At 65.9% G+C, this 13,668-nt stretch carries 14 protein-coding genes; 1 reads left to right on the top strand and 13 read right to left on the bottom strand.

The features are described from left to right. Positions 1-96: 96 nt before the first annotated feature. From RAM80_RS00685 to RAM80_RS00675, 3 genes are all read right to left on the bottom strand, one after another. Positions 97-888: an NYN domain-containing protein gene (locus RAM80_RS00685; RefSeq protein WP_416424309.1), complete on the bottom strand. Its 792-nt coding sequence runs from the start codon at positions 886-888 to the stop codon at positions 97-99. 370 nt (positions 889-1,258) lie between these two features. Next, complete coding sequence (gene yidD, locus RAM80_RS00680; RefSeq protein WP_416427606.1) at positions 1,259-1,462, bottom strand: membrane protein insertion efficiency factor YidD; 204 nt, start codon at positions 1,460-1,462, stop codon at positions 1,259-1,261. Next, positions 1,462-1,704: a DUF4177 domain-containing protein gene (locus tag RAM80_RS00675; RefSeq protein ID WP_416424308.1), complete on the bottom strand. Its 243-nt coding sequence runs from the start codon at positions 1,702-1,704 to the stop codon at positions 1,462-1,464. The genes yidD and RAM80_RS00675 overlap by 1 nt, the downstream gene beginning before the upstream one ends. Before the next feature lie 298 nt (positions 1,705-2,002). Between RAM80_RS00675 and RAM80_RS00670 the strand changes: the two genes are divergently transcribed. Further along, on the top strand, positions 2,003-2,302 hold the full coding sequence (locus RAM80_RS00670; protein WP_416424307.1) for a hypothetical protein: 300 nt from the start codon (positions 2,003-2,005) through the stop codon (positions 2,300-2,302). 308 nt (positions 2,303-2,610) lie between these two features. Here RAM80_RS00670 and RAM80_RS00665 read toward each other — a convergent pair whose 3' ends face one another. The 10 genes from RAM80_RS00665 to RAM80_RS00620 form a co-directional block, all read right to left on the bottom strand. Further along, entirely contained in the window at positions 2,611-3,573 is a 963-nt protein-coding gene (locus RAM80_RS00665) for a PDR/VanB family oxidoreductase (RefSeq protein WP_416424306.1), read from the bottom strand. Next, positions 3,570-4,574, bottom strand: coding sequence for a Rieske 2Fe-2S domain-containing protein (locus RAM80_RS00660; RefSeq protein ID WP_416424305.1), 1,005 nt, complete (start codon positions 4,572-4,574; stop codon positions 3,570-3,572). The genes RAM80_RS00665 and RAM80_RS00660 overlap by 4 nt, the downstream gene beginning before the upstream one ends. Before the next feature lie 24 nt (positions 4,575-4,598). Next, the gene (locus RAM80_RS00655; RefSeq protein WP_416424304.1) at positions 4,599-5,414 is read right to left on the bottom strand and encodes an SDR family NAD(P)-dependent oxidoreductase; all 816 of its coding nucleotides are present in this window, start codon (positions 5,412-5,414) and stop codon (positions 4,599-4,601) included. Positions 5,415-5,441: 27 nt separating this feature from the next. Continuing rightward, positions 5,442-5,855, bottom strand: coding sequence for a VOC family protein (locus tag RAM80_RS00650; protein WP_416424303.1), 414 nt, complete (start codon positions 5,853-5,855; stop codon positions 5,442-5,444). Positions 5,856-5,879: 24 nt separating this feature from the next. Next, a complete protein-coding gene (locus RAM80_RS00645) occupies positions 5,880-6,941 on the bottom strand; it encodes a C45 family autoproteolytic acyltransferase/hydolase (RefSeq protein ID WP_416424302.1) in 1,062 nt (353 codons plus the stop codon). After that, entirely contained in the window at positions 6,938-7,774 is an 837-nt protein-coding gene (locus RAM80_RS00640; RefSeq protein ID WP_416424301.1) for a polysaccharide deacetylase family protein, read from the bottom strand. The genes RAM80_RS00645 and RAM80_RS00640 overlap by 4 nt, the downstream gene beginning before the upstream one ends. A gap of 117 nt (positions 7,775-7,891) precedes the next feature. Beyond that, positions 7,892-9,313 carry an APC family permease gene (locus RAM80_RS00635; RefSeq protein WP_416424300.1) on the bottom strand — a complete coding sequence of 474 codons (1,422 nt, stop codon included), beginning with the start codon at positions 9,311-9,313 and terminating at the stop codon, positions 7,892-7,894. A gap of 316 nt (positions 9,314-9,629) precedes the next feature. Beyond that, entirely contained in the window at positions 9,630-10,097 is a 468-nt protein-coding gene (locus RAM80_RS00630; RefSeq protein ID WP_416424299.1) for an Lrp/AsnC family transcriptional regulator, read from the bottom strand. Between the two features lie 82 nt (positions 10,098-10,179). Beyond that, positions 10,180-11,229, bottom strand: a complete 1,050-nt coding sequence (locus tag RAM80_RS00625) for a YncE family protein (RefSeq protein WP_416424298.1) — start codon at positions 11,227-11,229, stop codon at positions 10,180-10,182. A 3-nt stretch (positions 11,230-11,232) separates the two neighbouring features. After that, positions 11,233-13,644: a TonB-dependent siderophore receptor gene (locus RAM80_RS00620; RefSeq protein WP_416424297.1), complete on the bottom strand. Its 2,412-nt coding sequence runs from the start codon at positions 13,642-13,644 to the stop codon at positions 11,233-11,235. Positions 13,645-13,668 lie beyond the last annotated feature (24 nt).

Genomic DNA, 13,668 nt, shown 5'->3' with positions numbered 1-13,668 from the left:
CAGTTGAACGGGTGACCAAACCCGGCCGCTGTGTAAGCGGCGAGGGGAGGTTAGTCACCTGGTCGGACAGGCACGCTGATCTCCCAGTGTCCAAGCTTACTTACTCGCCACCCTATGCCGCGCATACATCGAAGTAGCTCCCCCAGAACCACCCCGAGCCTGCAACTCAAACGCCTGCGGATAAGCCTTGATCAAGTCACTCAACTTCTTGAACCCATGAGTCCGAGGATCAAACTCCGGCCGCAGCTTGGTGATGTTCGTGCCCAGGGCACCCAACTGCGCCCAGCCATCCTCATCGGCAATGTCATCGAGGATCTTGGTAATGAAACTGATCGGCGCCTTGGGCTTCTTGGGTTTTTCTGCAGCAACCGTTTTAGCTGCATCCGGCACCACGGCTGACTCAACCGATGGCTCAGGACTTAGCGCCGGCGCAACTTCATCGCGCAGCAGTTCGATGTAGATGAACTTGTCGCAAGCCGCCACGAACGGCTTGGGCGTTTTTTCTTCGCCGAAGCCGTACACGGTCAAGCCTTCTTCGCGCAGCCGTGAGGCCAGGCGGGTGAAGTCGCTGTCGCTGGACACCAGGCAGAAGCCGTCGAAGCGCCGGGTGTAGAGCAGGTCCATGGCGTCGATGATGAGCGAGCTGTCGGTGGCGTTCTTGCCCTTGGTGTAGGCGAATTGCTGGATGGGCTGGATGGAATGGTCGAGCAGCACTTTTTTCCAGCCGCCCAGTTGTGGGCCGGTCCAGTCGCCGTAGATGCGTTTGACGCTGGCGACGCCGTATTTGGCGATTTCCTCGAAGAGGCCTTCGACGATGGCGGCTGGGGCGTTGTCGGCGTCGATTAGGACGGCCAGGTGTTTTTGGGCGGTGGTTGCGTGGGTGGCCATTGGGCGTCCTTGATGGCGTGGGGGCTGAGGTTACCTTACACCATGGTGGGTGTGGTGATGCGGTTGGCCAGCGCAGCCTTCGGCAGCGGCAACGGAATTGGGCGCTGGGTGAAATGTTGGCGGTGGTTGCCCAGGTGGTTGTGCAGATTTCGCGTAGCGGCGCATTAAAAGCTCGCTGGCAAGCCAGCTCCCACAGGACGCCAGCCTGCGCGAGATTGCAGAGGTTTGGGTGGAGCAGACCGGAGCCTGGCGAACCAGCCCACAACCCAATACGCGATTTAACATAATATACATTATGCGTAGTGTCGTATACGAAGGTCTGGGCCAGGTGTGGCGCTTTTCAAACGCCGAATCCAGCCCAAACCCACCCTCAGGGATAATCAACACCACCGTTCGGAAACCTGCACCGACCAATCCGCTTCAACGCCAATCCCCAGCCGCTCAACGCTCCGTGCTTCCGAATCGCCAACAACGCGTAATTCGAACAGCTCGGCTCGAACCTGCACGCATCCCTCAACCGCGCCGGCGCGACACGTTGGTAAAGCCGAATGCCGTACACCGATGCACGAACCATCATGCCGGCTTGCGCAACGATATGACGTGGTAGCTCGCCAGCGAGTCTTTCTTCCCGCGCAAGGCGTCGAGGCATCCGGCCTTGACCGCGACGCCAATCGAGTCGATGCGGTAGAACTCCCAGCCTTCGGCCGCGTGTTGGTTGACGACGTGCTGCAGGTACAAGGCGGCTTCGTTGCCACGGTGCTTGCTGGCCTGGACCTGAATGGTCGGCGGCACTTGGACCATCTTGTAGGTATACATCGCGCTTCCTTGGGTCTGCTGCCTGGTGATAGGTGTCTCGGACGTTAACGAATCCCGTTGATTGAATGCACGCCAGACGTTGTGTGGTGCTGGGGATTTTCCGATTTGCCGTATTCACCGGGACGCACGGCTAAAGAATGGCCGATGAATGCCGATTTATCATTGAAATTCAAAGCGTTGCAGCATGAAAAGCGCGCTCCTACGCGAAATCCAGGCGTGCCCGTAGGGGTAATGGGCACAGATTTCACGTAGGAGCACGCTTAAAAATCGAGAATTTGAGCCAAGGAGCGGTCGTTTGATGTTCTACCAGGTGAAGTGGCCGGTCATGATGTTACTTGCCGTGGCAGCCGTTGGCCCCGTACAGGCAGCGGATATGGTGGGCGCCGTAGCAGACGGCGTCGCCCAGGCCTCGCATGCGCTGACGTGCAGCTTGTTTGCCCATGACAAGGGGGCCACGGGCAAGGCCATTCAGCGGTCCTGTGTACGGCAGGCGCAGCAGGATTTTGCCCGCCAGCCGGATCGTCGCACGCTGCAGGACTGCATCAAGCCGGGTAACCTGATTGACGATGACGTGCGCAATTGCATGAAAGGGTTGTAGGATAGGCACCCTCCTTCATCGTCTTTCCCAGCCTCCAGCGTTAACTCAACTAAAGAACTATTTAGTTGAGTTATCTTTGCACGTTCGTCTCGCCGTTCGCCTCCCTCACTTGCCAAGCCACCATCCGTTATCCATCGCTTCGCAAGGCGTGACCATCATTTGATACGTATTACGTACGATTCCAATGCCCGCCTCCGCGCTGGGCCGCTGCTACGGTACGATGTTGCCCAAAGCCCCGTAGCAGCGGCCGCGAGGCCGCGTCCCTTGCCAGCTCCGTGGCGGGCCATGACGCGGCCTGTGGGCCGCTGCTACAGGTCTAGTAACAGTGTGGGGGTTTTCGCGCGTGAACAGCACACCATCATCACGTTGTTGCGCGCCCGCTCGCGGTCTGTCAGTAGCATGTCGCGATGGTCCGGCACGCCATCCAGTACCCGCGTTTCACACATTCCGCACACGCCCTGCTCACAGGACGACGGCACCTCGATGCCGACGTCGCGCAACGCATGCATGATCGAACGCTTCGCCGGCACGTCCACCTCCAGGCCGCTGCGGGCGAGGATCACTTTCAGCTCACCGCCCTCGCCCTCTGCCACCGGCAACGGCGCTGCGCTGAAGCGCTCCAGGTGCAGGCGCTGCCCCAGTTCCTGGGCCTGGAAGCGCGCGGTCAGGGCGTCCAGCAATACGCCGGGGCCGCAGCTGTAGGTCTCGGCGCCGGCGGCGGCGCGGGCGGCGATGGCGTCCAGGTCCAGCAGGCCGAACTCGTCGGCCGGGAGGATTTGCACGTGGTCGCCGACATGGGGCAGCAGGCGTTCGAGAAATGCCATGGAGGCCCGCGAGCGCCCGCCGTACACCAGGTGCCACGGCACCCCTGCCCGCTCGGCCGCCAGGATCATCGGCAAAATTGGGGTGATGCCTATGCCACCGGCGACGAACTGGTAGGCCGCCGCCGGCGCCAGGGCGAAGGCGTTGCGCGGCGTACTGATGGCCAGCATTTGCCCCACGCGCAGCTCTTCGTGGATCTCCCGTGAACCGCCACGGCCCGTGGCCTCGCGCAGCACGGCAATGTGCAGGTGGCGGCGGTCCGACGGATCGCCGCACAACGAGTACTGCCGCACGGTGCCCGACGGCAGGCGCACGTCAATGTGCGCCCCCGCCTGCCACTCGGGCACGGAATCTGCGCCCAGCGCCCGCAGTTCCAGGGCCATCACGCCCTCGGCCTCCAGGCGCATGGCGCTGATCAGCACCTCCCGGTCCTGGGCCGGGCGGTTCATGCCGCACCTTCCGGCACTGCGCGGTCGATGAACTCGCGGAACGCGCGGCGGTAGTTGAGGGTGAACAGGTCGGCGGGCACCGAGTGCTCGACGAACACGCCGTCCCAGTCGATTTCCCGCGGGAAGATGCCGGCGGCAATGGGCATGTCTTCCAGGTAGACCATCTCTTCGATGCGCAGGTTTTCCTCGAGGCTGGCGCCCTTGAAGTCGACGGCGTTGGCCACGCCCCAGAAGATTTTCACCTCGTCGTAGGCCACCGGGCACGGGAAGCCGGCGACCACGCGCTTGCCCAGGCGCTCGTAGTCGTAGGTGATGGTGGCCAGGCCCGGGGCGGCGCAGTGGTAATACATCATGCAGTCGCCGTCGTTGGCCCACTCGCCATCGCCGGCGTCCAGTGGCCGCTCCATGACAATGTCGAGGCCGTCGCGGCGCACCTTCAGCGGTTCCACCACGTGCTTGCTGGGGCCCATGGAGACAAAATGCACGAAGGGGAAATGCGCCACGTCGCGGAAGTTCTCGATGGCCACGGCCACGCCGGTGGGCGAATGCAGCGGCTCGGCGGCCAGCCATTGCAGGTCCACGTCTTTCCACTGCTGGGGATCGTAAAGGTCCTCGACCGGGTCTTCCAGCACCGTCCACACGTGGGCGAAGCGCTCGATGACGCGGTAAGTGGCAATCTTCGCCTGGGGCGGGATCTTGCACTGGTCTTCCAGCGACGGCACGTGGCTGCACTTGCCGTCGGCGGCCGCGAACTGCCAGCCGTGGTACGGGCAGGCAATGTTCTCGCCGTGCACCTGGCCCAGGGCGAAGTCGGCGCCGCGGTGCGGGCAGCGGGCGTCCTGCACCACGGCCTGGCCGGAGGCGGTGCGGTACACCACCAGGCGCTGGCCCAGCAAGGTGGCCGATTGCGGCGTGGTCAAGTCGACGCTGCGGGCCACCGGGAACCACTGGCGGCGCATGGCCGCTTCGGCGCGTTGGCGTTGAGTCATTGTATTGGTCATGTTCGTGTCCTCATCAGGCCTTGCTTAGATACCCACCACCAGCGCACCACCGTTCACCGCCAGCACCTGGCCGGTGATGAACGCCGCCTCGTCACTGGCCAGGAACGCCACGGCGGCGGCGATTTCCTCGGGGTGCACCAGGCGGCCGAGGGGAATGTTGGCTTTTTCGCCTTCCACGTACTCCTCCGGCACCATGCGCGTCAGGATCGCGCCCGGGGTAATGGCGTTGACCAGAATCCCCTGCCCCACGAACTCCTTGGCCATGGTTTTCATCAGGCCCAGCTGCGCGGTCTTCGAGACCATGTAGGCGTAGGAGTGCCCGTCCGGCACCTGGCCCCACTGCGAGTTGATGAAGATCACCCGCGGCGCGCGGCTGTTGCGCAGCGCCGGCAGTGCCGCGCGGGTCAGGTACAGCGGCGCGTGCACGTTGATCGCCAGCAGTTGGTTGAAGTTGGCGTCGTCGGTGGCTTCAAGGCCGGTGAGCGAGTACATCATCCCGGCGTTGTGCACCAGGATGTCCAGCTGGCCGAAGTGCTCCACGGCCTGGGCAATCAAGCGCTCGGCGTTGTCGCGGGTGGTGATGTCGCAGGCCAGGGCGATGGCGGTGCCGCCTGCCTCATTGATCTCGACAGCGGTGGCCTGGGCCACGTCGGCGTCGATGTCGTTGACCACCACCGCGGCGCCACGGGCGGCCAGCAGGCGGGCGTGGGCACGGCCGGCACCGCGGCCGGCGCCGGTGACCAGGGCCACGCGGCCAGTGAACGTCTGCGCCTCGGGGGCCAGGTCCAGCACGGGCTGGGGGGCGAGCTTGGCGGCTTGGGCGGAAACAGTCGCTGTCATTTTATTGTTCTCCAGGTGGCCAGGGCGTCACGCTTTGTGCGGTTCGGTGATGTAGAGCATGTTGCCGTCGGGGTCGAACATCGGCCGGTAGCGGTAGTGGGTGCCGCTGGGGTGCTGCCAGGCGATGGGCTGGTCGGTCACCCACTGCACCTTGCCGTCCAGGTAGGCGATGGCCTCGTCCAGGTTTTCCACCTCGAAGGCGAAGGAGTCGAAGCCGGGCTGGTCTTCCACGTTCACGGCGGTGCGGCGTGCCACGCGGGCCGGGTTGTCGGTGTGGAACAGGTACAGGGTCAGGTTGCCGGTCTCGATGGCGGCCCAGCGTTCCTCGGCCACGTAGGGCAGGAAGAAGCCCAGGCCCAGGGTGCCGTGGTAGAAGTCCACCAGGCGCTGTACGTCGTGGGTGAGGATGTCCATGTTGTCGATGCGTTTGAGCTTGAGCATGCGCGGTTCTCCGTTGGGTATCGGTCAGGAATGGTTGACGTGGGCGCAGGGCCCGCCCGCCAGGGCCTGCAGGGTGCCGGCCGGCACGTCGAGCACCACCGTGACCAGGGTCTGGTACTGGTCGGCGCTGCTGGCCGGGTCCGGGTGGCAGCACACGGCACCGGTGCTGCCCAGGTGGCTGTTCATGGCGGCGATGATCTGGCCGGCGGCAAGGTCGCGGCGGTTGGCCAGGCGCCGGGTGAGCAGGTCGTGGCGCACCAGGGTGTCGGGGTACGTGGCCCACTCGGTGTCGCCGGCCTTGGCGCGGCCATCGAGGAAATGGTTGGTGTGCACCAGCAGGCCGTCGGCGCCGGGGAACACGAAGGCCGGGCCTTCGGGGTACAGCTCCACCGACACCGCGCTGCTCTCCCCGCCCTTGGCGGTGACCACGGTCAGCACGCTGGACGCCGAGAAGCGGGTAGCGGCCAGCAGCTGCAGGGCGTCGTTGAAATCGGCGGTGCTGTCCAGCAGCCAGCGCGACGCCACGTGCACCGGCACGCCGATGCCCTGGCCATCGGTGGCGTGGTGAAGAATGTTGAAGTGCACGCCCAGGCCTTGCCGGTTGACGCCGATCTTGCCGACGATGCCGTACTCGGTCACCGTGGTGGTCATGCGCCCATCGCCATGGGGGATCTCCCACACCAGCCACTGCGGGGCGAATTGTGCGTACCAGTCCCAGGTCTGTACCGAGATGGGCATGGGCGACTGCGGGTCGAGAAGGACGACGGTGGAGCACTCGCCACGCAACGTGGCACCGGCGTAGGCAAGGATCTCGGTGCGGGCGTTGATGGCGCCTAGCTCGCGAGGGTCCAGCCCTGCCCCTTCGGCCATGCCGAGGATTTCGGCGTGCAGGGGTGGTGCGAAGGCGGCGATTTTCTCCAGCGCCTGGGCGCCCAGGCCCAGCAGGTCCACAGGGCGTTGCGCGGTGCGCTCGAACAGGCCGCGGTAGGCCTGCACCGATGCCTTGATCTGCGCGGCGTGGCATTCGCCGAACTCGCGGCCACGGCCATGGGGATCGCTGACGGTGGAACGGAAGACGTAGGTCATCGTGTGCGCTCCAGCTGCGGCGCCACCTGGGCGGCGACTTCATCCAGGCGCGCGAACCACACGTCGCCGTCGCTGACCAGGCGCTCGACGAAGCGCTCCAGTTGCTCGAAGCGGGCGGCGCGGCCGATCACCTCCGGGTGCATGGTGAAGGTGGTGTGGCGGCCGTCGCGGCGCGCCGACTCGTACTCGGCCAGCCACACGTCGGTGAGGGTGCGCGGGTGGGTGAAATTGCCGCCGTTGTCGATGCCCCAGCCGAACATCGGCCAGTCGTCCAGCGACCAGTGCACCGGCAGCTCGAGGATCTGCTGGCCGTTGCAGCGCTCGAAGTACGGGCGGTCGTCGCCCATGCAGCTGGAGTCGTACTGGAAGCCGTGCTCGACGATCAGCGCGAAGGTCTCGGGGGTCAGTTCCCACGACGACGAGCGATAGCCGGCGGGCTTCGGTGCGCCAGCGCGTTGCAGGGCTTCCAGGCCGCGGTGCATTTCGTCCTGCTGCTCCTGCACCGACACCTTGTCGCTGCGCAGGTGCAGGTGGCCGTGGTGGCCCACTTCGTGGCCGGCCTTGAGCAACTGCTCGACCAGGCCGGGGTGGCTGTCGGCGGTGTGGCCGGGCACGAAGAACGAAGCCTTGAGGTGGTGGCGCGCCAGCAGCTCGAGGATGCGCGGCACGCCACGGGTCACGCCGAAGCGCCCTTCGGACAGCGCGGTCAGGCGCCGCGCAAAGCTGGGGCTGTCGCCCAGCAGGCCGGCTTCGGCGTCGACGTCGAAGGTCAGGGACACAGCCACGGGGCTGCGGTTCGGCCACACGGGGCCGAATGAGTGATCAATGCTCATGGCGAAGTTCCTTGAAGAAAAGTGTTCCCGTAGCCGCTGCCGAAGGCTGCGCTGGCCAGGGAGTTCAACCGGGATGTCTGCGTTGCAATGCGGGCCAGCGCAGCCTGGCGGCAGCGGCTACGTGCGCAGGGGCACGGCCGGAGGCTGCTTGCGGTCCTGCCACTGGCGCCAGCGGTACATGACCTGGGAAACCGCCAGCACCGCGATGGCGATGGCCACTTCCTTGTAGCCGCCGTAGCCGGTGATGGCGCTGCTGGTGATGCCCACCAGCAGGATCAGCCCGTCGAACAGCGCCAGCGCCGCGGCGATGCCGAGCCAGCGTCGTGGCAGGCGAATCGGCCGTGGGGTGTCGGGCTGGTCCTTGCGCAGCACCACGAAACCGGCCACCGCCAGCAGGTGCGCCAGCACGTAGCCGACGTTGCCCGCCACGATCACCGCCAGCGCGTTGCCCACGAACAGCACCAGCGCCACGTTGATCAACAGTTGCACGGTCACCGCCCGGGCGGGCACGCCGTTGCGGTTGAGCACGCCGAACTGGCGCACGGTGAGGCCGTCGCGCGAGCTTTGGTACAGCGCCCGCGCCGCGTCCGCCGTACCCATCACCGAGAGCACCAGGATGCCGGCGATCAGCACCAGGGTAATGGCCGCCGCCCCGCCGCCCAGCAGCGCCACGGCGCCGGCTTGCAGAAAACCGTTGGGCTGGTTGGCCAGGGTCTGCTCGCCCAGCAGGCCGGCCAGGCCCAGGGGCGTGAGGGTGAACACCAGCAGCAGGATCATCGCCGACACGCGCAGGGCCTTGCGGGTGTCGCGCACGGTGTCGCGGTACTCGGGAATGAACGACGCCGCCGCCTCCACCGCGTAGGCCGACCAGGCCATCACGAACAGCCACGCCAGCACCGTGCGCGCGCCTTCAACGCCGGCGGGAATGCGCCAGGTGAAGCTGGCGCTGCTCCACAGGTGCGAGGCGAAGGCGCCGCTGCCGAAGATCACCACCGGAATCATCAGCAGCACCCCGGCCAGGGTGATGAGGATCATGGTGAAGCGCAGCTCGATCATGCTCAGCGCCCACGACAGCAGCGCCACGCCCAAAGCGATCAGCTTGGGCAGGTCCAGCTGCACCAGGCCCAGGTCGAGGCTATAGGTTGCGTTGGGCCAGAACTGCTCGGTGAGGATCTGCGCCACCGCCAGGCCCCAGATGGCCGGCGCCGTGGCCCAGGCGAACCAGTAGGCATAGGTGGCCAGCGGGCCCAGCGCCGGTGCACGGCGGCTCCAGGCCTCGTTGGCGTACAGGGCGATGCCGCCGGACTTGTGGCTGAACATGGCGCCCATTTCCGAGTACACCCAGTTATGCAGGGCGGCCACCGCGGCAATGGTGGCCCACAGCGCCACCGCCGCCCAGGCGCCGATGGCGCCCATGGAATAGCCCAGGCCCACGAACAGCGCCGCGGGCAGGCTGAGGGTGATGGCGACGCCATCCCACCAGCGAATCGTCTTCTCGAAACCTTGCTGCGGCGCGTGGCCGTCGGTGCTCTCGTGCATGGTGTTTCACCCTCATTCGCTATTTTTTTGTAACAGCTTGTGATGGGTCAATAATAATCATCTTTTCTGCGCATTAGCACGGTTTTATTGCCACAAAACTGCGCAATGCGCAGATTATGTCGCGCATGGATACGCGATAATTCCATTGATTATAGCTGCACCAATACGGCGCGCAGGCCGCAGACGGCTTGCAGCGGACAGGTGGGGGCGCGGTGCCCCAGGTCGGGGCACCGATGCGTGTCGCAATCAGATAAATGAAATATTGCGCAATACGCGTAAAAAGCCGTGCCGTTATGCGCAGAAGCCAGGTCGGAGGTTACAGCTCGATCTCGGAGGCGGGAATGGTGAAGCGGATCTTGTGCACCTTCACTTCCTGCATCAGCCGCACCTCCTCTACCCCCGGCAAGGCGCGAATGCGCTGCTTCAGCGCCCACAGGGCGTCGTTGTCGCGGCACAGCACCTGCACGCAGATGTCGGCGGTGCCCATGGTGGTGGACAGGTAGCTGACCTCGGTCCAGCGCCCCAGGGTGTCCACCACCCGTTCGTGGTCTTGCGGCGCGACGTTGACGAACATCAGCGCCAGCTTGGCGTCGCCCAGCTTGGCCGGGTTGGTGAACGCCAGGATCTGCAGGATGCCCTGGTCCTGCAGGCGCTTGACCCGGGTGCGTACGGTGGCTTCGGGCACCGACAGGTTGCGGGCCACTTCACGGAACGGACGACGACCGTCTTCCTGCAACTCGCGGACGATGTCCGAGTCGAGGGCGTCGAGTTTTGACATCGGCATAATGGGGTCTCAAAGGCTGCGTACGGGGAACCGATCTGCAGGCTATCAGACTGCATGGAGCGCCGAAACGCCCCATTCACCCTTACTGCGCCTTCAAGGTCAGGACACTGAAGGTGTCCGGGTGGAACTGCGGGTCAGGCTTGGGCACCGCCGTGGTGGGCGCCGGTTGGGTGAAGTCCATCGCCAGCAGGTAGACGCTGGCCCTGGCGGCGTCGAACACCATGTTGTGCGCCCATGGCCGCGTGCCCAGGCTGCCCAGCAGGCGGAAGCTGCCGTCGGCGGCCTTGCCCACCACGCCCAGGCTGGTGTCGGCGCCGCTGGGAATCAGCAGTTGCTGGCGGGCGGCGTCGAACGCCATGGCGTTGACCGCACGGCCGATGGGCAGCGTCTGCAACGGCGCGCCGCTGGCAAGGTCAGCGATCACCAGCTGCGGCTGGCCACCGCGACAAGCGATGAACAGCCGACCGCCCTGCTCGTCCGCCGCCAGCGCGCTGGGTTGATGGCAACCGGGGAAGCTGAGCAAGCGCTGTTGCGCCAGCAGCGGGCCACTGAGCACGGCGACCTGGTCCTCGTCGCGCAGCGGCACGATGAAGCGGCCATCGCTGAGGCCGATGGGACCGTCGAGCTTGCGCGCGGCAATATCGCGCTGGCCCACCAGCCGGTCGGTGGCCGGGTCCAGCAGGTACAGCGTCGAGTGGTCGCCGCGACGCCCGCTGGTGATGATCACCCGGTCACTGTGCGCGTCATACAGCAGGTTGTTGAGGTTGCCGCTGTCCACCGGCAGGCGCTGGAGCACCTTCAACTGCGCAAGGTCGAGGATGCCCAGGGTGCCGTCCATGTTGGCCACGTAGGCGCGGTTGTGCCCGGGCACGAACGCCACGGCGTTGGCGCCAGTAGTGTTGGCCAGGGTCGGCAGCGCCTGCTGCTTGTCGACGTCGAACGGTGTCAGGCCGTTCTCGCGCCGGGCAATCAGCAGCAGCGGCCGGGCCGGGTCCAGCGCGGCGAAGCCCCAGCTGTGGCCGCTGCCAGGCAAGGTGCGCACGGCGCTGATACGGTACAACAGGCCATCGTCGGCCTGGGCCTGGGTGCCCAGCAACGCCAGGGCCAGGGCCATCGTTTGCAATGTGCGCATGGCTTAGAACTCCAGCGTCGAGGACAGGATGAACTGGCGCACATCGCCCATGGAGATGAAGTACTGGTTGACGCTGGAGGTGTAGTAGGTGCGGTCAAACAGGTTCTTGACGTTCAGCGACAGGTTCACCTTGTGGCCGTCCAGGTGCGTGTCGTACGAGGCGAAGGCATCCACCGTGGTGTAGGCCGGCAGGTAGAAACTGTTGGCCGAGTCCCCCGGGCGTTCGCCCACGTAGTGCGCGCCGCTGCCGACCCGCAGGCGGTCGCCGCCAAAGATGTTGCCGAAGTCGTACACCGCAGACAACGAGGCGGTCTGGCGTGCGGTGTTCCACAGGCGGTTGCCCTCGTACAGCTGGTCCTTGGTGGTGATGGCGTCCAGGTAGGCGTAGCTGCCGATCAGGCTCCAGGCGTCGGTGATCTCGCCGCTCACGTCCAGCTCCACGCCGCGCGAACGGGCGGCGCCGCTGGTGCGCCAGTCGGTGGTGGCGGTGGCGCTGTTGTACTGCGAGACCAGCACGTTCTTCTTGTCGATGTCGAACAGCGCCAGGGTGCCGGTGATGCGCCCCGGGATCTCCAGCTTGGCGCCGATCTCATAGGACTTGGCGTGCTCGGGCAGCACCGAGGAGTCGATGGTCACGCCGCTGGACAGCTGGGCGATGCTGGAGGTCGGCTTCAGCGATTCGGTGTAGCTGCCGTAGAACGACAGCATGTCGTTGTACTGGTACACCAGCCCGGCGCGGGGCAGGAACTTCTGGCCGTTAATGTCGGTGTTGGCCTTGAACGGGCGGCCCTTGCCGGCCAGTTGGTCATACATCTGGTAGCGGCCACCGAGCACCAGGGTCCACTGGTCGGTGAGGTGCACGGCGTCCTGCAGGAACAGCGACTGGGCGCGCAGCTTGTCGGTCTGGTCGCTGTCGCTGGCCGACACGGTGGAAGACGGGCTCAGCTGGCCATACACCGGGTCGTAGACGTTGAAGCCGCTGGTGGGCGTCTCGCGCAGCAGGTCGGCGCGGTAGATCTTGCGCTTCTCGTTGTCGGCGCCGAACTGCAGGTCGTTCTGCAAACCGGCCACGCCAACGCTGCCTTCCATCGAGGCAATCACGTAGCTGTCGGTGCTCACCGCGCCGTGGGTGGCGTCGTTGCTGCGGGTGGCGGTGCCGTCCGCGGCGATCTTGGAGATGCGCAGCTGGTTGGCGTCGTAGGTCTCGCGGTTCCAGCTGTAGCCCAGGTGGCCCTTCCAGTTGTCGTCGAACTGGTGGTCGATCAGCAGCTGGGTCAGGTCCGAGCGGCCTTCCATGGTGTTGAACTTGTCGTCCAGGCGCTCGGTGCGCGGGATGTCGAGGATCTTGCCGTTGCTGCCCAGCGCCGTGCCGCGGTCGAAGGGCGTCAGGTACTCGCGGTGCTCGTAGGACAACACCGCCTGGGTGTCGTCGCCGTACCAGGCCAGCGACGGCGCCACCAGGGATTCGCGGTGGGTGCCGAAGTTGCGCCAGTAGTCCTCGTCCTCGTAGTCCACCACCAGGCGGTAGGCCAGCGGCGTGTCGCCGATCGGCCCGGTGCTGTCCAGGGTGCCGCCGCTGCCGTCACGGCCGTGGGCGTAGCCCGAGGCGCGCGCGGTGATGGCGTTGTAGGCCTGCAGCGACGGCCGCTTGCTGACCACGTTGACCACCCCGCCCGGGTCCATGATGCCGTACAGCAGCGACGACGGCCCCTTGAGCACCTCGACGCTGTCGGCGGCGGCGTTGTAGCCGCGGCCCTGCACCAGCGGCATGCCGTTGTGCATGATCGAACCGTCGCGGTTGCCACCGAAGCCGCGCTTCATGATGGTGTCCTGGGTGGACGCCAGGGTGTTGCCCTGGGTGATGCCGCTGACGTTGGCCAGGGCGTCGTCGAGGTTGCGCGGCTTCTGGTCGCGCAGCACTTGGCTGGTGACCACGTTCACCACCTGCGGGGTGTTCAGCGTGGGTTTGTCGCTGTGCAGGATGGAACTCGAGGTCGGCGGCGCCGGCTGGTAGCTGGTGTTGATGTCGGTGCTGGAGTCGATCTCGGTGGCGCCCAACTGCAGGTCGCCGCTGGCCACCAGCACGTAGGCGCCATTGGCCTGCTTCTGCGCGGTCAGCCCGGCGCCGCCGAGCAGCACGGCCAGGGCGCCGTCGACGCTGTAGTCGCCTTCCAGGGTCGGCCCGGTGCGGCCATCGGTGAGCTGGGCGTTGCCGGCCAGCTCGATGCCGGCCTGCTGGGCGAAGCGCGCCAGTTGCAGGGTGAGGTTGCCTGCGGGCACGTGGAACGTCTGCACCCCCTGGGCGGCCTGGGCGCTGGCCATGCCCAGGGCGGCCACGCTGCCGAACGCCAGGGGAATGACCATGGCCAGGGGCGAAAGGTTGAATCGACGGGTGCGTTTTTGGATCGAAGACATGGGGCCGGTTCCGCAACGTTGGGT

It is taken from the genome of Pseudomonas sp. App30 (assembly GCF_047947025.1).
GTDB lineage: Bacteria > Pseudomonadota > Gammaproteobacteria > Pseudomonadales > Pseudomonadaceae > Aquipseudomonas.
The sequence above is the reverse complement of the archived record's forward strand: the minus strand, read 5'-3'. Positions and strand labels throughout refer to the sequence as shown.